The organism is Govania unica, from assembly GCF_027920805.1.
In the GTDB taxonomy this organism is placed as follows: domain Bacteria; phylum Pseudomonadota; class Alphaproteobacteria; order Sphingomonadales; family Govanellaceae; genus Govanella; species Govanella unica.
The window spans coordinates 218864-238030 of record NZ_JANWOI010000004.1 but is presented as its reverse complement, the minus strand read 5'-3'; the positions used below and the strand labels follow the sequence as shown (position 1 = coordinate 238030).

Here is a 19167-nt window from a genome sequence, read left to right as displayed (position 1 = left end):
GTGACGGCACCCCGGAGCGTCAATGCGAGCGCCCCATATTCGAAATGCTGCTACACTCGGACACTGGACGCGCGCCGCCCGAGCGGATAGACAAGGCGCATCCTAATGTCCGAGAGAATGAGGTTCCTCATGCGCCCTTCAGGCCGCACCGCCGATCAAATGCGCCCCGTCAGCCTAGAAACCGGCGTGGCCAAACATGCCGAAGGCTCCTGCCTCGTGAAATTCGGCGACACCCATGTGCTGTGCACCGCCTCTCTCGATGAAAAAGTTCCAAGCTGGCTCAAGGGTCAGGGCAAGGGCTGGATCACGGCCGAATACGGCATGCTGCCGCGCTCGACCCATACCCGCACCGACCGCGAGGCGGCCCGTGGCAAACAATCCGGCCGCACCCAGGAAATTCAGCGCCTGATCGGCCGCGCCCTGCGCTCGGTCTGCGATCTCACGCTTATGGGCGAACGCCAGATCCGCATCGATTGCGACGTCTTGCAGGCCGATGGCGGCACCCGCACGGCGGCCATCAGCGGGTCTTACGTGGCGCTTCATCAGTGTTTCAGCCTGATGATGACGCGCAAGCTCATCGAACGGAACCCGCTTCAGACCGAAATCGCCGCCGTATCCTGCGGCATCGTCGGCACCACCCCGTTGCTCGATCTCGACTATATCGAGGACAGCGGGGCCGAAGTGGACGCCAATTTCGTCATCACCGGCAAGGGCGGCCTGTCGGAAATTCAGGGCACGGCCGAAGGCGCTCCGTTCTCCGAAGAAGAATTTCTCCGCCTGTTGCGTCTGGCCCGCATCGGCACCGATGAAATTTTCCGCCTGCAACGCCAAGCTCTTGGAGTCTAAGCCATGTATCGCCGCTTCGATGGGGACAAACTGATCGTCGCGAGCCACAATGCCGGCAAGGTGCGGGAGATCAACGATCTCCTGCGCCCGTTCCGCATCGATGCTGTCTCGGCTGGCGATCTTGGCCTGCCCGAGCCTGAGGAAACCGGCCTCACCTTCCGCGCGAACGCCGAACTGAAGGCGCTCGCTGCGGCAGAAGCCGCCAATCTCCCGGCCCTCGCCGATGATTCGGGGCTCGCCGTCGATGCCCTTTGCGGCGATCCCGGCATCTATTCCGCCCGCTGGGCCGAAACCCCGAATGGCCGCGACTTCACCTATGCCATGGGCCGGGTCGAAGAAGCCTTGCAAGACCACAGCAACCGCCACGCCCGTTTCGTCTGCGCGCTCTCCCTCGCCTGGCCCGACGGCCATGTGGAGACCTTCGAAGGCACGGTCGAAGGCGAACTTGTGTTCCCGGCGCGCGGCACAGAAGGCTTTGGTTACGATCCCATTTTCCAGGCCGAGGGCCATGCCGTCACCTTCGGCGAAATGGACCCAGAAGAAAAACACCGCATAAGCCACCGCGCCGACGCCTTCCGCCAATTGATCAACGCCTGTTTCAATTACCGCTGAGACATCGCGTGGCCCACAAGCCTGGATTCCCGCCTTCGCGGAAATGACAGATAAGACTCCACTTTCCTGTCATCCTCGCGAACGCGGGGATCCAGCCAGCGCCCGCCACTGGACGTTCCGCGCCGGACATGACATACAATCCGGAATGACCACAGCACCCGCGCACCCCCCGTCGAACAGCGGCGACCCCATCGGGATTTACATTCACTGGCCGTTCTGCCTGTCGAAATGCCCCTATTGCGACTTCAACAGCCATGTGCGCGCCCGCGTCGACGAAGCCACCTGGCAGGCGTCCCTGCTGCGCGAGCTTGACCATTTCGCCGCCCTCATGCCCGGCCGCACCGTCGGCAGCGTGTTTTTCGGCGGCGGCACCCCGTCCCTGATGCCCCCCGCCACCACGGCCGCGCTCATCGAGCGCATCCATGACCGCTGGGACGTCACCCCGGACCTTGAAATCACCCTCGAAGCCAACCCGACCAGCGTCGAGGCTGAGCGTTTCGCCGGCTTCCGCGCCGCTGGCGTCAATCGCCTGTCCATGGGCGTGCAGTCCCTGCGCGATGCCGAGCTGAAATTCCTCGGTCGCGGTCATTCCGCCGATGAAGCCAAGGCGGCCATCCGGCTCGCCCGCAAGACCTTCGACCGCATGAGCTTCGACCTCATCTATGCCCGCCCGCATCAGACTGTCAGCAACTGGCAGGCGGAACTGAACGAGGCCATGGCGCTCGCCGCCGATCACTTGTCGCTCTATCAATTGACCATCGAGGAAGGCACAGCCTTCGCCAATATCTATCGCCGTGGCGGCTTCACCCTGCCCGACGAAGACACCGCCGCCGCCCTTTACGAAGTGACCCTTGAGACCACCGCCAAGGCCGGTCTCCCGGCCTATGAAATTTCGAACCACGCGGTGCCGGGGGCGGAATGCCGCCATAATTTGTTATACTGGCGCTATGGCGATTATGCCGGGGTCGGCCCGGGGGCTCATGGCCGGTTGCTGACCGACAATGGCGACGCCATCGCCACCGCCCAGGCGAAGAAACCCGAAGACTGGCTCGCCGCCGTCGAGCGCGACGGCCACGGCACGGTCTCGACCGAGAAACTCCGCGCCGCCGACCGCGCCGTTGAAATGGTGATGATGGGCCTGCGGCTCCGCGCCGGGCTCGACACAGCACGTTTCGCACGCCGCATCGGCCAGCCGGTCACGGATTACCTCAATCCGACCGCCTTGGCCGACGCCATTGCCCATGATCTTCTGGTGCAAACGCCCGGCAATCTCCGGACCACGGAAAAAGGCGCTGCCGTGCTCAATCGTCTGCTGGGTGAATTATTGAGTTGAGCTGTCAAAGCTCGTCGGAGCCGGGCTCACCAGGCTGATCCCGTCCGCCCCGAAAGTCATGACCGCAAGCCCGCGTTCCGACACCCCGTCGCGGGTAAAGCGAAAAATCCCGTCAATGCCGGTGAAGCCGTTGCCGTCAGTGAGCGCCGCGTCACTGAACCGCGTGTCCTTCGCCCCATCCGCCAGACTGTCAACGAGCGCCACGGCGTCATAAGCAAGCGTCGCAATACGCGGCGGCTCGCTCCGATAAAGGCTGCGATAACGATCCATGAAGGCCTGCGCCTTGTCCTGCGGCGGGGCGGCGAACCAGCTGCCGCGCAACTGCGGATCCCGGGCGAGCGACGGATCGTTCCAAACCCCGGTCCCGAGAAGCTGCACGGACCCGGGGTCGATATCGTAATAAGACAGCAACGGCACCATCACCCGCATCAGGGCCGCGCCCTCGGGCAGCAACAATGCCTGATAGGGCAGCGCCATGGGGTTCGGCCGCGAAGCCCGCGCCGCCTGCATGGCGGCGGGGTCATCGGCCAGTGTCTTCAGATAGGTCATCTCCGCCGCCTTGGCCTTCACCCGGGCATCATAATGGGCGATGCGCTTGACCGGGTTCATCACCCCCTTCGCGTCCGGCGGATAGATCACATAATCGGCCACCGAACCGCCCACCGCCGCCACCTTGGCACGAAAAGCGCGGCCCACGGTGTCGCCATAGGGCGTTTCCGGCACCAGCGCGGCAAAGCTTTTCTTGCCCTCCGCCGCCGCATATTCCACCACCCGACGAACCTCCTCCTCGGGCATGAAACTGAGGAGATAAACCCCGCCCCCGGCCACGCTGCGATCGCTTGAAAAGCCGATCAGCCGAATGTCCGAGCCCGCCGCCTTCAAAGCCACCGCCGCCGCCCGCACTTCCGCCGCGAGCAACGGCCCGGCGATCACATCGACGCCCTCGGCCACCAACGCATTCACCGCCTGCTGCGCGCCCTCGGCCGTGCCCCGGGTATCGCGCGGCACAAGTACAAGCCGTTTGTCGCCGGTATCAAAAAGCGACACCGCCGCCGCGTTCAGAAGCGCCCGGCCCACATCGGCATAAGGCCCGCTGAGCGGCAGCAACATCCCGACCCGCACGATATCCGCGCTCGGCGCTGTCGGCTCTGCATGCTTCGGGGTAAGCTTGCTCTGTACTGCAGGGGCCGTCAGAGGGCCCTGGCCGTCACGAGGCCCCTCACTGGCGCAAGCCGAGAAGGAGAGGGCCACAAGAACCGGCAGCAGAATTGCTTTTAAAGACACAAGCAGAGCCCCTTTCAGGAACGGCAGACCTAATGCTACATCTAAGGATGTCAGTTTAACGGGAGAAGTATACTGAAGACCGCGCCACGCTCAACCGACGATGCCGCAGCACCGGCAGTCATCGCCCCGGATCAAGCCCCCACATTGGCCCCCGGCCTGTATCTGGTGGCGACGCCGATCGGCAATCTGCGCGACATCACCCTGCGCGCGCTTGATGTGCTGCGCGCCGCCGATGTGATCCTGTGCGAGGATACGCGGGTCAGCGCCAAGCTTTTGACAAGCTACGGCATCTCCCGCCCGACCTATGCCTATCACGACCACAACGCCGTCCGCGTGCTGCCGAAAATCCTCGAACGGCTGCAGGCCGGGGCCGTTGTCGCCCAGATCACCGACGCCGGGACGCCGCTTGTGTCCGACCCGGGCTTTCGTCTGGTGCAGGCCGCGACCGAGGCCGGCATCATGGTCACCACCGTTCCGGGCGCAAGCGCGCCGGTGGCCGCCCTGACCCTCGCCGCCCTGCCGTCAGACCGCTTCCTGTTCGCCGGATTCCCGCCCGCGAAAACCGGAGCCCGGCGCAAGTTCTACGAAGAATTCCGCACGGTCCCCGCCACCCTGGTGTTTTTCGAATCACCGCACCGGTTGCCCGAATCACTGGCCGACGCCGCCAGCGTGTTTGGCGACCGCGGCGCCGCCGTCTGCCGCGAACTGACCAAGAAATTCGAGGAAGTCCGCCGACTGCCGCTCCAGGACCTCGCCCAAAGCTATGGCCCGGACGACAGCATCAAGGGTGAAATCGTCCTCGTCATTGGCCCACCCGGCGAGGCTCTGCCGCCCGAAGACAGTCATGTGGAGGCGCTGTTGCTGGCCGCGCTCAAGACCCAATCGGTCAAGGAAGCCGCCACCGTCGTCGCCGCCATCACCGGCCTGCCGAAACGTGACCTCTATACCCATGCCCTCAAGCTCAAGGACCAGCTTCCATGAGCAGGCGCCAGGCGCGCGGTGCGAAGGCCCACAAGGCCGGTCATCTGGCCGAAAGCCTCGCCGCACTCTGGCTCATGCTCAAGGGCTATCGGATTCTGGCGCGGCGCTACCGCACGCCGGTGGGGGAAATTGATCTCGTGATCCGGCGCGGCCCGGTCATCGCCTATGTGGAGGTGAAAAGCCGCCCGACCCGCGATCAGGCGCTCCATGCCGTGCCGCCAAAGACCCGCGCCCGCATTGCCCGCGCCGCCGCCTGGTACAGTCAGCGCCTCAATATGACCGGCAAGACCGAACGCTTCGATCTCGTGGCCATCAGCCCCTGGCGGCTGCCCCATCATCTCGTGAACGCCTGGGAGCTTGACCTCTGACACCGGATGCCCTCACGCTGGACCCGCACGCCCTGCTCGCCCGCTATGCTCAGGCGACCGAAGACATGCGCCCCGATCTGTTCGAGGCTGCGCTGGCGCTGGCCGCCCTTGAAACACCCGGCCGTCCTCTCGCCCTATATCTGAGCTTCTTCGACGACCTGCGCGCCGACCTGCTCCCGCTCGCCGGTGCCGCCGTCACCGCGCGCGACCGCGCAGCACTCCTAAGCCGATGCCTCCATGACCGTCTCGGTTTCAGCGGCGACCGCGACAATTATGACGCGCTTGAAAACGCCGATCTCATGGCTGTCATAGATCGCCGCAAGGGACTGCCGGTGACGCTCGGCATCCTCTATATCGCGCTCGCCCGGGCGCTCGGCTGGCCGGCCTGGGGGCTCAATTTTCCCGCCCATTTTCTGATCCGCATCGACAACGGCGGCGACCGCGCCATCGTCGACCCCTTTCATGACGGTGCCGTGCTGACCACCGCCGACATGCGCCAGCTTCTGAAAACCATGACCGGTGACAGCGCTGAACTGAAGCCCGCCTATTACACGCCCCTGAGCGACCGCGACCTGTTGCTGCGTCTCCTCAACAACATCAAGATGCGGCGTCTCACAGCGGGCGATTTCGCCAGCGCCATCGCCGTCCTCCACCGCATGCTGCTGATCGCGCCGGACATGGCGGAAACCTGGTATGACATCGCCATTCTCGAACTACACCGCGATGCGCAGGACGCCGGACGCGAGGCTCTTGAAAAATGCCTGGACTGCCTCAACATGGAACCGCAGGCCACAGCCAACCACAGCGATCTGCGTGACCGCGTGCTCAAGAGTTTGCGTGAACTCCCTCCGCTGATGGAGTAAAAGGGCATGACCCGCGTTCCAAGTAAAAGGATTCCCCCGCATGAGCCTTCGCGTCGCCATTCAGATGGACCATATCAGCAGCGTCAATATCCATGGCGACAGCACCTTCCGTCTCGCCCTCGAAGCCAAAGCCCGTGGTCACAAGCTTTATCACTATGCCGTAGGTGATCTCGCGCTCAAGGACGGCGTGCTCACAACCCTCGCCGAACCGCTCGACGTCCGCGCCGAAGACGGCAATCACTACAGCCTCGGTGCGCGTGAAGAGCTCAACCTCGCCGACGTCGATGTCATTCTGATGCGTCAGGATCCGCCGTTCGACATGGGCTATATCACCGCAACCCATCTGCTCGAACATGTCCATCCGAAGACGCTCGTGGTCAACAATCCGCTGAGCGTGCGGAACGCTCCAGAAAAACTGTTCACGACGCTGTTCCCCGGCCTGATGCCGCCAACCCTGATCACCAGCCGCGCCGACGCGCTCCGGGCCTTCCGCGCCGAGCATCAGGACATTATCGTTAAACCACTTTACGGCAATGGCGGCGCCGGCGTGTTCCGCGTCAAACCGGACGACGAGAATTTCAATTCGCTGCTCGAAGTCTTCACCGCCTTTTATCGTCTGCCGATCATGGCCCAACGCTATCTGCCCGAAGTCCGCCAGGGCGACAAACGCATCATCCTGATCGACGGCAAACCCGCCGGCGCGCTCAACCGCGTCCCCGCCGAGGGCGAAGCCCGGTCGAACCTCCACGTAGGCGGCCGCGCCGAAGCCACGACGCTCACCAAGCGCGAACAGGAAATCTGCGAAGCCATCGGCCCGACCTTGCGCGACCAGGGCCTGATCTTCGTCGGCATCGACGTCATCGGTGACTGGCTCACCGAAATCAACGTCACCTCCCCCACCGGCATCCAGGAAATAGAACGCTTCGGCGGCGGCAACCTCGCCGCGCAAATCTGGGACGCGATTGAGGCGAAGTTGTAAATCCCTAAAGCAAGTCTGGATTCCCGTTTTCGCGGGAATGACAAGGAATTATTCGCGGGAATGACAAGGAATTAACTGTCATTCCCAAAGCCACTTTATCGTCCCCAACCATACTCTGTCATCCCCGCGAAAGCGGGGATCCAGCCTTACTCCACATCCGCCCCGACAATTTCCGCGTAAAGATCCCGCCAATCCGGATTCCCCACTTCGATCAAATCGAGCTTCCAGTTTCGTGCCCATTTCTTCAGCTGTTTTTCGCGCAGGATCGCTGCGTCGATCGCATCGAAGGCTTCGTAGTAAACCAGCGTCCTCACGCCATAATCCTTGGTGAAGCCCGCGATCTGCCCCAAACGGTGTTCGGCCACCCGCCGCACAAGATCCGATGTCACCCCGACATAAAGCGTCCCATTGCGACGGCTCGCGAGGATATACACAAACCCATGGCGCATAAGACTGGATTCCCGCCTTCGCGGGAATGACAGGAAATTTAACGGACAATCCCATCATCCCCAAACCCTACTCTGTCATCCCCGCGCACACGGGGATCCAGCCTTCCCTCACCCGGCCTTGTCCCCGCCGCGCAGTTTATCGCGCAGGCGGTCGAACAGGCTGTCGTTTGGAGACGCACCGTCATCACCACCCGGCTGGGTCGGGCGGAGTTTGGGTTTGCCGACGGCGCCGACCGGCGCGCCGGTGGTGACCCCGCGCATGACATTGGCCCAGAGACGTGCGGGCGCGGTGCCGCCGGTGACGCGGGTCATGGGTTTGCCCTTGTCGTTGCCCATCCATACCCCGGCCACATAATCGCCGGAATAGCCGATGAACCAGGCATCGCGGGAATCCTGGGTGGTGCCGGTTTTGCCCGCCGCCGCGCCGCCAAAGCGCGCTGCTTTGCCGGTGCCGCTTTCGACCACCTGCACCAGAAGTTCTCGCATGTGATCATTGGCCTCGGTCGGCACCACGGCATGGGGGCGGTCGATTTTCGGTTGATAGATGACTTTGCCGCGTGAGCTCCGGACTTCGACGATGGCCTGCGGCGTCACCGAATAGCCGTTGTTCGCCACCACCCCATAGGCAGACGTCAGTTCAAGCAGATTCACCTCCGACGTGCCAAGCGCAAGGCTCGGCGTCGGATTGAGTTTGCTTTTGATGCCCATGCGACGGGCGAGCCCGACCACCTGATGACGGTCAACCCGCTCCGACAGTTTGACCGCGACAGTATTAAGCGATTGCTCGAACGCATGACGCAGGGTCACTTCGCCTTCATAGGTGCGTTTGTAATTTTCCGGGCTCCAGCCGTCGAGAATGATCGGTGTATCGCGCATGGTGCTGTCGGGATCGATGCCCTGCTCAAGCGCCGTCAGATAGACAAAAAGCTTGAACGCCGACCCCGGCTGACGCTGCGCCTGAACCGCCCGGTTGAACTGGCTTTCGGCATAGGATTTGCCGCCCACCATGGCAAGAATGCCGCCATCGGTGGACATGACCACAATCGCGCCCTGATTGATATTTCCGGGAATACCATCGCTGTTCAGTGACGCCCGCAAGGCCCGCTCCGCCACCGCCTGGGCTTTTGGATCAAGCGTGGTTTCAACCACCAGCGGCTCCTGCAACGCCCGCACGTCGGCCGGCAGCTGTTCGATCACATAATCGGCGAAATAGCGGCTTTCGACTCCGGCCACATTGCGTTTGACCTTTGGCGGATGCTTCTTCGCCTCGGCGGCCATGGCGGGGGTGATGATCTTCGCCTCGACCATGGCGTCGATCACGTCATGACTGCGATCGACAGCGGCCGGATAATCGCGGCTCGGCGTCAGGGCCGACGGCGCTTTCAACAAGCCGACCAGCAGGGCCGCCTCAGGCAGGCTCAGTTTGCGCGCGCCATGCCCATAATAGGTATGGGAGGCGGCATCAACCCCATAAGCCCGCGCGCCGAAATACATGCGGTTCAGATAAAGGGTGAGAATATCCTTCTTGCTCATTTTGGTTTCGAGCCAGAAGGCGATCATGATTTCCTGAATCTTGCGCCGGGTCGTGCGTTCGGACGACAGGAACAGATTCTTCGCCACCTGCTGAGTGATGGTCGACCCGCCCTCAACCACACGACCGGCCATGAAATTGCGCACGGACGCCCGTAGCAAGCCCTTGAGGTCAAAGCCCGGATGCGTGAAAAACCGCCGGTCTTCCGTGGCGATCAAGGCCTGCAACAGCGGCTCGGGAAATTCGTCGAAGGTCAGCCATTGGCCATGCACGTCGCCGAAGGTCGCCACCGTCGAGCCGTCCCGCGCCAGCACCACCACCGACGGATCGGCCGGCTTCGCCTTCAGCTCGCTCAGATTGGGCAGATCCCGGGCGAGATAAAGCCCGCCGAGGAAGAGCGCAATAACCCCCACCACAGCCACGACCGCGCCCCAATATAAAGCGCGGACCCATAATTTTCTCGTTTTCTTCGGAGTCGCCTCAGGGGCGTTATCCGGCACGTCCGCCTTGACCAAGCGTAACTCTCCACCACCAACACAACAAGCCGTATAACAGCCGCCCATGGCTTTTCTAGGGCGTTATTGCGGACGGATCATGGCAATCTGGCGACGACCGTGGTTCCCCCACGAAGCCCGGCCATAGTGACTTTGTGATCCGCCGAAATCAATCATTATCCCGTCAGAAAGCCCGTGGATCCGTGCCAAATGTCGAAAATCACAGCAATATCACAGAACCTGCCCCGCGCGCCCTGTATCAAGAGATGACATGATATTTCAGGAGACCATGATGATATTCACGCGCCCCCTCAGCCTACTTGCCACTGCCGGTCTGCTCGGCTGCCTGCTTGCAACCCCCGCCGCCGCCGGCAACAAGGGCCGCAACACCATCATCGGCGCGGGCGTCGGAGCCGCGGCGGGCGCTGTGCTCTCAAACGGCGATCCGGTGGCCACCATCGGCGGCGCGGCGGTCGGCGGCCTCATCGGCAATGTGGCAACCAAGGACAATCGCTACGACGATCGCCGCCATTACAGCAGTCGGCGCGCCCCCCCGCGCCATTATCACGAGCGCCGCCACTCCTCCCGCTACGATCAGCGGTATGACCGGCATTACGATCAGCGGCGCTAACCGCAGATGCAGCAAAAAGCCCGGCAAACATTGTGTTTGCCGGGCTTTTTTTCATGGTCTGACTTCTGCCGCCCCATCGGGGCCGCAGGGGTCACACATCCAGATTGGCCACCGCCAGCGCGTTGTCCTGAATGAATTCGCGGCGCGGTTCAACCACGTCGCCCATCAGCTTGGTGAAGATCTCGTCCGCCGTGTCGGCATGACTGACCTTGACCTGCAGCAAAGTCCGCGCCCCGGAATCAAGCGTCGTTTCCCACAGCTGACCAGGGTTCATCTCACCGAGACCCTTATAGCGCTGGATCGACAGCCCCTTGCGGCCGTAAGCTAGAACCCCACGCAACAATTCGGTCGGCAGCGACATGACCTGCAGATCCTCCTTGATCTTGAGCGTCCCGGCTTTGGCATAAACCTCGGCCATCTCGGAGGCTTTGGCATTGAGCCGCTGCGCCTCGACGCTTTCGATAAAGCCGCGATCGATCACATAAGCGTCGGTCACGCCGCGCACCACATGGGTGAACACGACGCCATCCTCGCTGCTCTCTCCCTCAGTTGAGGAGGCCCGTCCGCCCCAATTCGCTTCGCCCTCGGCCGCACCCGCGCTCAGTTCGGCGGCCACCGCATCGACCACCCCTTGCGCAACGGCGGGATCAAGCAATTTTTCCGGCGTGAGCGCACCGCGCAGCGCCAGACGCTCGATGATTTCATGATTGTAGCGCGACGGAATCTGATCGCGCAAAAGCTTCATCACACGCGCATGTTCGATCAGCTGGCGCAGATCCTCACCGATGCGCTGCTCCCCATTATAAGCGGTGAACAGCAGGTCATCGATGCTGCCGCCGATCAGGAACTTTTCAAGCGCCGCGTCGTTCTTCAGATAGACCTCGGACTTGCCGCGGGAGACTTTGTACAACGGCGGCTGCGCGATATAGAGATAGCCGCGATTGATCAGTTCCGGCATCTGACGATAGAAGAACGTCAACAGCAGCGTGCGAATATGCGCCCCATCGACGTCGGCATCGGTCATGATGATGATCTTGTGATAGCGCAATTTTTCGATATTGAAATCTTCGCGCCCGATACCGGTGCCAAGCGCGGTAATCAGCGTGCCGATTTCATTCGACGACAGCATGCGATCAAAGCGCGCCCGTTCCACGTTCAGGATCTTACCGCGAAGTGGCAGAATAGCCTGCGTGCGCCGGTCGCGGCCCTGCTTGGCCGAGCCACCGGCGGAGTCTCCTTCGACGATGAACAGTTCGGACTTGGCCGGGTCTTTTTCCTGACAATCGGCAAGCTTGCCGGGCAGGCTCGCGATATCGAGCACACCCTTGCGCCGTGTCAGTTCCCGCGCCTTCCGGGCTGCCTCACGGGCCGCCGCCGCATCGACGATCTTGCCGATGATGATCCGGGCTTCCTGCGGATGTTCGCCGAACCACATGGCAAGTTTTTCGCCAAGCACCCCTTCGACCACCGGGCGCACTTCGGACGACACCAGCTTGTCCTTGGTCTGGGACGAGAATTTCGGGTCCGGCACCTTGACCGACAACACGCAGGTCAGACCTTCGCGGGCATCGTCACCGGTGAGCGCCACTTTCTCTTTTTTCAAGAGTCCGGATTCATTGGCGTAATTATTGATGGTCCGCGTCAAGGCCGCGCGGAAGCCCGCCAAATGCGTGCCGCCATCGCGCTGCGGGATGTTGTTGGTGAAACAATACATGCCTTCATGATAGCCATCATTCCACTGCAGGGCGAAATCGACGGTCATGCCGTCCTTTTCACCGGTGATGGCGATGGGGCTGGATAACAGCGGCGTCTTGGTGCGGTCGAGATATTCGACGAAGGCCTTGATGCCGCCGTCATAATAAAGCTCGATCTTTTTCTGATCGGCATGACGCAGATCTTCAAGCACAATACGCACGCCGGAATTGAGGAACGCAAGCTCGCGCAGACGATGTTCCAGCCGTTCGAAACTGAACTCGATCTGCTTGAAGGTTTCAAGCGACGGCATGAAGGTCACTTCAGTGCCGCTTTTTCCAACGGCATCGCCGACGACCTTCAGATCTTCCACGGGCTCGCCATGCTGGAAGCGCATGAAATGCTCTTTGCCATTGCGATAAATCCGGAGTTCAAGATACTCCGACAGCGCGTTCACCACCGACACGCCGACGCCATGAAGACCGCCGGAAACCTTATAGGAATTCTGGTCGAATTTCCCGCCGGCATGAAGCTGAGTCATGATGACCTGCGCCGCCGAGACGCCTTCTTCACCATGGATATCCGTCGGAATGCCGCGCCCGTTGTCGCTGACCGAAACCGAGCCATTGGCATTGAGGCGCACGGCCACGATGTCGCAATAGCCTGCGAGCGCCTCGTCGATGGCGTTGTCGGTGACCTCGAACACCATATGATGCAGGCCCGAGCCATCCTCGGTATCGCCGATATACATGCCCGGACGTTTCCGGACGGCATCAAGTCCACGCAGCACCTTGATGGAATCAGCGCCATATTCCGCAACGGCTGCCGACAACTGCTGGTCTTCGTTCTCTGCCATGGTCTTCGCGTCCTTCAAAGTCTTCCCAGGGTGCCCGGGTATCGATTGTCGTGTTAGCTAATTTACAATGGTTCCGGCGCGGATGGTAAAATACTGCGCCTCAGTTCCAAACGGCGTAAACAGGGCGTGATCCGTCCCCGTCATGAAGGCTTGCGCCCCAAGCGCCAGAATTTCCTCAAACAGGGCCGCCCGCCGCTCGCTATCGAGATGGGCCGCCACTTCATCCAGCAGCAACAAGGGCGCCGTCCCAGTCTCCGCCTGAGTGAGCCGGGCCGCGCCCATGACGATACCGATCAACAGGGCCTTCTGCTCCCCGGTCGAACAGAGTTCGGCGGGCATGTCCTTCGGCCGGTGCCGAACCTTGAGGTCGGTCACATGAGGGCCGTCGCCGCTGCGTCCGCTGGCCGCATCCCGGGCCCGTGCATCGCGCAGCCGCAATTTGAACCGATCCTCGGCCTCGACCGCGGGCATGGTCTTCAGATCATCCTCGACCGTGCCACGCAATTCAAGATCAGCCGCCGGAAAGGCGCTGTGCTTCAGATCGACCGCCGCCTGCAACCGTCCAAGACTATCAAGCCGCGCCGCCGCCACCGCGACCCCATGTTCGGCAATCTGCAGTTCAAGCGCCGTCAGCCATTGCGGATCAGCCCGGCCTTCGGACAGCAAGCGATTGCGTTCACGCAACACCCGTTCATAAGCCGCCACCGCACGCCCGTGGGCGGGATGAAAATTAAACACCAGACGGTCGAAAAACCGCCGCCGTCCGCTTGGACCCTCGATAAACAGCCGGTCCATCTGCGGCGTGAGCCAGCTCAGCTTCAGAACTTCGGCCAAGGCCGCAGGGCCCGTCACTGTCTGTCCCTCAATCTGCACGATGCGTCGTTCGGCCGCGCCCTCATCTTCCGCGCCCGGCGCCCGTCCCTCGATGCCGGTGCCCACATCGGTGCTGCCGTCCGGACCGAGAATAGTGGCCGCAACCCCCCAGGCCCGCGCGCCAATCCGCGTGATATCGGGCAGTCGCGCCCCGCGCAACCCCCGTCCCGGCGCAAGATAGGACAAGGCTTCCAAAAGATTGGTCTTGCCAGCACCATTGTCGCCAGTCAGCACGACCGGTGCCGCAGTCATCCCGAGCGCCGTTCGCACATGATTGCGAAAGTCAGTCAAAACCAGACGTGTGGCGGCATAAGCCATTGGACTTCCATAAGCCCCCGCCGTCACGTCCGTTCGAGCCACCGCACTGTCCGTGACCATGCAGGGCAGGATCAAACCCGCATCGGCATCAGCACATAGAGCGCCTCGCCATCCTGGGCATCCCGCATCAAAGTCGGAGACGCCGCATCGGCCAGAAGCACCTGCACCACACCGCCCGTGATCTGCGACAGGATATCAAGGAGATAACGCGCGTTGAACCCGATCTCCATGGCCGATCCTTCATAGGATACAGCAATTTCCTCGGTCGCGGTGCCATTATCCGGGCTCATGACCGACAGCGTGACCCGACCCGACTCAAGCGCGAGCTTGACCGAGCGCGTCTTGTCGGTCGAGATGGTCGATACGCGATCCACCGCCTCGGCAAACAATTTGGCGTCGACCGTCAGTTCCTTGTCATTGCCGACCGGAATCACCCGGGTATAGTCGGGGAAGGTGCCATCGATCAATTTTGAGGTCAGCGTGGCCCCGGCAAAGGAAAACCGCACCTTGGTGTCCGACAGAGCCACCTGAATGGTGCCATCGAGTTCATCGATCAGCTTCCGAAGCTCGCCCACGGTTTTGCGCGGAATGATCACCCCAGGCATGCCGCGCGAGCCATCGGGCGCAGGGAGTTCCACACGGGCCAGGCGATGGCCGTCGGTGGCCACGGCGCGCAGCACGGGACCAGCACTTGCGCCACCCTCAGCATCCGGCGCTGCGTCGGTCACATGAAAATAGATGCCGTTCAGATAATAGCGGGTTTCCTCGGTCGAGACGGCGAACCGGGTTTTATCCATCAGTTCCTTCAGCTCCGACGCCGTCAGCGCGAACTGATGCGGCATGGCCCCTTCGCTCATTTCCGGGAAGTCGCTTGAGGGCAGGCAGCTCAGGGTGAATTTGGAGCGCCCGGACTTCAGATGCAGACGCTGGTCCTCGGTCGAGAAACTGAGTTCAATTTCCGCCCCGTCAGGAATTTTGCGCACAATGTCATGGAGGGTATGCGCCGGCGCGGTGACGGCGCCCGGCACCGACACGACAGCGGCAACTTCCTCGACAATGGCGAGATCAAGGTCGGTGGCGGTCAATTTAAGCCCGCTCTCCTCAGCCTCGATCCGAACGTTCGAAAGGATCGGGATGGTGTTCCGGCGTTCAACTACGCTTTGAACGTGGCCCAGAGCCTTCAAGAGAGCAGCGCGTTCAATGGTCAACTTCATGGGTGCGATCCGGCCGTTTCTTCTGTCTCCGGAGTGACGTTATGCCACCCCCCCAAAATAACATGCGTCCCGAAAATACACGTTCCGGGAACATGCGCAGAGGACACAAGATATACGTTGCGTCCCCGCAAAAACAGCAAAAACTGGTATTGAACCAAGGATTTTTGCCGCTTTTTCACGAACTTCGCGATATTTGGCCTCAGCCTTCGAGCATTCGCCGCAAATGATGGATGTCTTCCTCAAGCGCGCCGTCGGTCTGGACCAGTTCCTCGATGCGTTTGACCGCATGAATGACCGTCGTATGGTCACGGCCACCGAACTTGCGCCCGATGTCCGGCAAGGACCGGGTGGTCAGCTGCTTCGACAGGAACATGGCCACCTGACGCGGCCGGGCGACCGTGCGGGCGCGCCGCGCCGACAACAGATCGGCCAGCCGCAGATTGTAATATTCCGCCACCTTGCGCTGAATATCGTCGATGGTCACCCGGCGGTCATTGGCCCGAAGCAGGTCCTGAAGCACCTCCTGGGTCATTTCCATGGTGATCGGACGGCCAATCAGGGTGGCATGGGCGATAATGCGGTTGATCGCCCCCTCAAGCTCGCGCACGTTCGATGAAATGCGGCGGGCGAGGAATTCCATGACCGGCACCGGCACATCGGCCCCCGGCATGCTGTCCACCTTCTGCTGCAGAATGCCGAGCCGCAGTTCGTAATCGGTCGGATGAATATCGGCCACAAGCCCCCAGCCGAGCCGGGACCGAATGCGTTCCTCGATGCCCTCAAGATCCGACGGCGACCGATCGGCCGAGATCACCACCTGACGATGATGGTCGATCAGCGCATTGAAGGTGTGGAAAAATTCTTCCTGGGTCGAGTTCTTGTTGGCGATGAACTGCACATCATCGATCATCAGCACATCGACGGCCCGGAACTTCTGCTTGAAGGCCATGGTGTCTTTGTAGCGAAGCGCGCTGACGAACTGATACATGAATTTTTCCGCCGACATATAGATCACCCGGCGATTCGGATCGCGGCGGCGGATATGCCAGGCGATGGCATGCATCAGATGGGTTTTGCCAAGACCGACCCCGCCATGGAGAAACAGCGGATTGAAATTAACGGCAGAATTTTCCGCCACCCGGCGTGCTGCGGCATAGGCAAGCTCGTTCGATTTGCCGACCACGAAACTGTCAAAGGTGAAGCGATGATCGAGCGGGGCTCCGATATCCTCGCCCTCGTCACTGTCGGCGGCATAGGACGCGGGCTGAGCTGCCGGAGCCGGTGCTGGGCTTGCGCGCCCCGCAGCTCCAGCCGCACCCATCAACACCGTCTCCAGCACCGGTTGTGACGCCGTCACGGCAGCAGCAGGCTGCGCCCGCATTTTCATCGCCGAGGCAACGCGGATTTCAACACCATCGACTTCGGGATTCTCGATCGACCAAAAGTCGCGGATGCGATCCACATAATGGGACTGCACCCAGTCGCGCATGAAGCGCGTGGGCACGGCAATGTGAACCCGCCCGGATTCAACATTGACGAGCGCGAGCGGCTTCAGCCAGCTGTTGAAAGCGGCATCGCCAAACTCCGCTCGAAGACGGCCTTGCACCCGTCCCCATTGCGTCTCCAAATCACTCATCGTCCTATATCGCCCCAACTTGCCATACTTGCCGGTGAGACCGGCTTTTTGTCCCCATCCGTTCGTATCTGAAGCCCCGCTGCTGTCTCAAGATCGCGTTTGAATGAGACAGAGAACTTAATCAGAAACAACGGCCATGGATCTCATGCGCAGACAGTCCTGTGACCGGGCCCTCGCGGACACCGGCTCCGGACGTGACGTTTTCTTACTGTTGAACCCAGGGAAGATTGCTGGCTTTCCAGCCGTTCTGCAGCCCACGATGACGTGCAGAATCCGGATCGCCTTCAAAACCGTAAGCCACATTGTAACAGGCGCTGAAGCCGCGCGCTGTCATGGCAATCGCCGCCGCACGCGAACGCGCACCGGACCGGCAGAGAAAATACACGGGTGCATCGGACTTTGCACCGAGCGCTTCGACTTCCGCCTCGAAAGTGGCGTTGCGGCCCATCTCGGGATAAACCTGCCAGGAGATAAGCGCCGCCTGCTTGCCAGCACCGGACAGATCCGGCACCCCGACAAAGCCCCACTCAGGGCGTGTCCGCACATCGACGAGAACTGCGTCCGGATTGGACTGAAGCTCGGCCCAAGCCTGCTCGGGGGTCACATCTCCAGCATAATCAGCCATATCAGCTCTCTTTCCTCAACACGCGTCTTGAGACCCCCGGAAGGGCGCCAAGACCACCTCAACATCAACCAAAAACCCGCCCGTCCCCGACACAATCGGAGATTTTACAGTCCATAACAGGCACCCACGTTTTCGTGAAGAATATAGCCTAGCGAGCCGCCCCCAAGGTGACAATAGGACTGAAAACAGAACAGCAAAGAATCCGCTGCCCTAGTATTCCGGGGCTTTTAGACCCCCTACATGTGGTGGGTCATGACTCTACGGAGGTTGTCCCGGACAACTCGAGGCGATCAGGGGGCCTCAACAAAACAGAAAAATAAAAGCGGTCCCACACTCGCGAGAGTGGAACCGCTTTAAAAACCTTGGAAAACCCCCAAGCGACTCGCGATTCTCAAGAATCGCTGTGCCGGGTTTACCGAATATTATGCGCTGAGCTTCTTGATCCGGCTCGCGAGTCGCGACACTTTGCGCGATGCGGTGTTCTTGTGGATCACACCCCGCGACACGCCGCGCATGATTTCCGGCTGTGCCAGCTTCAACGCGTCCTGTGCCACTTTGGCATCGCCCGAAGTGATGGCTTCTTCGACCTTGCGGACGAAGGTGCGGATGCGGCTGACGCGGTTACGGTTGACTTCCGTGCGGCGCGCCGTGATGAGGATGCGTTTTTTAGCCTGCGGGTTGTTGGCCATAGCGTTACCTTAAAATTTTTCGCGTTCGCGCCCCGTTGCGGAGCACTCCATGAACTCAAGGGCTGGCTTTTACACGGCCCACCCCGGTTGGTCAATAGCTATAAGGTCAGCGGTGCTTGAACTCAGCCGGACGTTTGTCGGCAAAAGCGCTCATACCTTCCTTCTGATCTTCGGTGGCAAAGAGCGAATGGAACACCCGGCGTTCAAAGCGAATGCCCTCGGCCAGCGTCGTCTCGTAAGACCGATTGATCGATTCCTTGCAGATCATCACCGCCGGACGCGACAGTGCCGCAATGGATTTCGCCGCCTCCCGCGTCACCGTCATGAGATCGGCAAGCGGCACCACCCGGCTCACCAGCCCCGAACGCTCGGCTTCGGCGGCATCCATCATGCGCCCGGTCAGGCACATGTCCATGGCCTTGGCCTTGCCCACAAAACGCGTCAGACGCTGCGTGCCACCGGCGCCCGGAATGACCCCGAGCTTGATTTCCGGCTGCCCGAATTTGGCATTGTCGGCGGCAATGATGAAGTCACACATCATGGCCAGCTCACAGCCGCCACCAAGGGCGAATCCAGCCACAGCCGCGATCACCGGCTTGCGTGTGCGGGTGACGCGCTCCCATTTGGCGGTGATGAAGTCTTCCTTATAGACATCCATATAGGATTTGGACTTCATTTCCTTGATGTCGGCCCCGGCGGCAAAGGCTTTTTCCGACCCGGTGATGATGATGCAGCCAATGCCATCATCCGCTTCAAACGCGTCCACGGCAGCCGTCAGCTCATCCATGAGCTGGCTGTTCAGGGCATTCAGCGCCTGCGGACGATTGAGGGTGATGATGCCGACCGCGTCTTCGCGGACCACCAGAATCGCTTCATAGCTCATAAGACCGTCT

General features: G+C 61.4%; 18 protein-coding genes. 8 read left to right on the top strand and 10 right to left on the bottom strand.

Annotation, left to right across the window (positions count from 1 at the left end; genetic code table 11):
* Positions 1-129 precede the first annotated feature (129 nt).
* The 3 genes from rph to hemW all read left to right on the top strand — a co-directional run bounded on the left by rph (position 130) and on the right by hemW (position 2791).
* A complete protein-coding gene (gene rph / locus NYP16_RS11845) occupies positions 130-846 on the top strand; it encodes a ribonuclease PH (protein ID WP_274944359.1) in 717 nt (238 codons plus the stop codon).
* A 3-nt stretch (positions 847-849) separates the two neighbouring features.
* Complete coding sequence (gene rdgB, locus NYP16_RS11840) at positions 850-1458, top strand: RdgB/HAM1 family non-canonical purine NTP pyrophosphatase (RefSeq protein WP_274944358.1); 609 nt, start codon at positions 850-852, stop codon at positions 1456-1458.
* Between the two features lie 145 nt (positions 1459-1603).
* On the top strand, positions 1604-2791 hold the full coding sequence (gene hemW / locus NYP16_RS11835) for a radical SAM family heme chaperone HemW (protein WP_274944357.1): 1188 nt from the start codon (positions 1604-1606) through the stop codon (positions 2789-2791).
* Here the strand turns inward: hemW and NYP16_RS11830 are convergent.
* A complete protein-coding gene (locus tag NYP16_RS11830; RefSeq protein WP_274944356.1) occupies positions 2780-4075 on the bottom strand; it encodes a penicillin-binding protein activator in 1296 nt (431 codons plus the stop codon). The genes hemW and NYP16_RS11830 overlap by 12 nt on opposite strands.
* 144 nt (positions 4076-4219) lie before the next feature.
* Here NYP16_RS11830 and rsmI point away from each other — a divergent pair, with 144 nt between their 5' ends.
* From rsmI to gshB, 4 genes are all read left to right on the top strand, one after another.
* Positions 4220-5056 carry a 16S rRNA (cytidine(1402)-2'-O)-methyltransferase gene (gene rsmI, locus NYP16_RS11825; RefSeq protein WP_274944355.1) on the top strand — a complete coding sequence of 279 codons (837 nt, stop codon included), beginning with the start codon at positions 4220-4222 and terminating at the stop codon, positions 5054-5056.
* Positions 5053-5424 (top strand): YraN family protein, encoded by a 372-nt coding sequence (locus NYP16_RS11820; RefSeq protein WP_274944354.1) that lies wholly within the window; start codon positions 5053-5055, stop codon positions 5422-5424. Before rsmI ends, NYP16_RS11820 begins: the two co-directional genes overlap by 4 nt.
* 65 nt (positions 5425-5489) lie before the next feature.
* On the top strand, positions 5490-6287 hold the full coding sequence (locus NYP16_RS11815) for a SirB1 family protein (protein ID WP_274944353.1): 798 nt from the start codon (positions 5490-5492) through the stop codon (positions 6285-6287).
* 40 nt (positions 6288-6327) lie between these two features.
* On the top strand, positions 6328-7266 hold the full coding sequence (gene gshB / locus NYP16_RS11810; RefSeq protein ID WP_274944352.1) for a glutathione synthase: 939 nt from the start codon (positions 6328-6330) through the stop codon (positions 7264-7266).
* Between the two features lie 146 nt (positions 7267-7412).
* Here gshB and NYP16_RS11805 read toward each other — a convergent pair whose 3' ends face one another.
* Together NYP16_RS11805 and NYP16_RS11800 are read right to left on the bottom strand one after the other, a co-directional pair.
* Positions 7413-7715: a GIY-YIG nuclease family protein gene (locus NYP16_RS11805; protein WP_274944351.1), complete on the bottom strand. Its 303-nt coding sequence runs from the start codon at positions 7713-7715 to the stop codon at positions 7413-7415.
* Positions 7716-7823: 108 nt separating this feature from the next.
* The gene (locus NYP16_RS11800; RefSeq protein WP_274944350.1) at positions 7824-9761 is read right to left on the bottom strand and encodes a transglycosylase domain-containing protein; all 1938 of its coding nucleotides are present in this window, start codon (positions 9759-9761) and stop codon (positions 7824-7826) included.
* Positions 9762-10032: 271 nt separating this feature from the next.
* Here NYP16_RS11800 and NYP16_RS11795 point away from each other — a divergent pair, with 271 nt between their 5' ends.
* A complete protein-coding gene (locus tag NYP16_RS11795) occupies positions 10033-10371 on the top strand; it encodes a glycine zipper 2TM domain-containing protein (protein WP_274944349.1) in 339 nt (112 codons plus the stop codon).
* A gap of 91 nt (positions 10372-10462) precedes the next feature.
* On the opposite strand, the gene gyrB is transcribed toward NYP16_RS11795, so the two are convergent.
* The 7 genes from gyrB to NYP16_RS11760 all read right to left on the bottom strand — a co-directional run bounded on the left by gyrB (position 10463) and on the right by NYP16_RS11760 (position 19157).
* Positions 10463-12919 (bottom strand): DNA topoisomerase (ATP-hydrolyzing) subunit B, encoded by a 2457-nt coding sequence (gene gyrB, locus NYP16_RS11790; RefSeq protein WP_274944348.1) that lies wholly within the window; start codon positions 12917-12919, stop codon positions 10463-10465.
* A 57-nt stretch (positions 12920-12976) separates the two neighbouring features.
* On the bottom strand, positions 12977-14110 hold the full coding sequence (gene recF / locus NYP16_RS11785; protein ID WP_279347259.1) for a DNA replication/repair protein RecF: 1134 nt from the start codon (positions 14108-14110) through the stop codon (positions 12977-12979).
* Positions 14111-14181: 71 nt separating this feature from the next.
* Complete coding sequence (dnaN, locus tag NYP16_RS11780) at positions 14182-15324, bottom strand: DNA polymerase III subunit beta (RefSeq protein WP_274944346.1); 1143 nt, start codon at positions 15322-15324, stop codon at positions 14182-14184.
* 199 nt (positions 15325-15523) lie between these two features.
* Complete coding sequence (dnaA, locus tag NYP16_RS11775; protein ID WP_274944345.1) at positions 15524-16960, bottom strand: chromosomal replication initiator protein DnaA; 1437 nt, start codon at positions 16958-16960, stop codon at positions 15524-15526.
* A gap of 205 nt (positions 16961-17165) precedes the next feature.
* Complete coding sequence (locus NYP16_RS11770; RefSeq protein WP_274944344.1) at positions 17166-17585, bottom strand: rhodanese-like domain-containing protein; 420 nt, start codon at positions 17583-17585, stop codon at positions 17166-17168.
* Positions 17586-18007: 422 nt separating this feature from the next.
* Positions 18008-18274 carry a 30S ribosomal protein S20 gene (gene rpsT, locus NYP16_RS11765; protein WP_274944343.1) on the bottom strand — a complete coding sequence of 89 codons (267 nt, stop codon included), beginning with the start codon at positions 18272-18274 and terminating at the stop codon, positions 18008-18010.
* Positions 18275-18380: 106 nt separating this feature from the next.
* Entirely contained in the window at positions 18381-19157 is a 777-nt protein-coding gene (locus NYP16_RS11760) for an enoyl-CoA hydratase (RefSeq protein ID WP_274944342.1), read from the bottom strand.
* Positions 19158-19167: the final 10 nt, after the last annotated feature.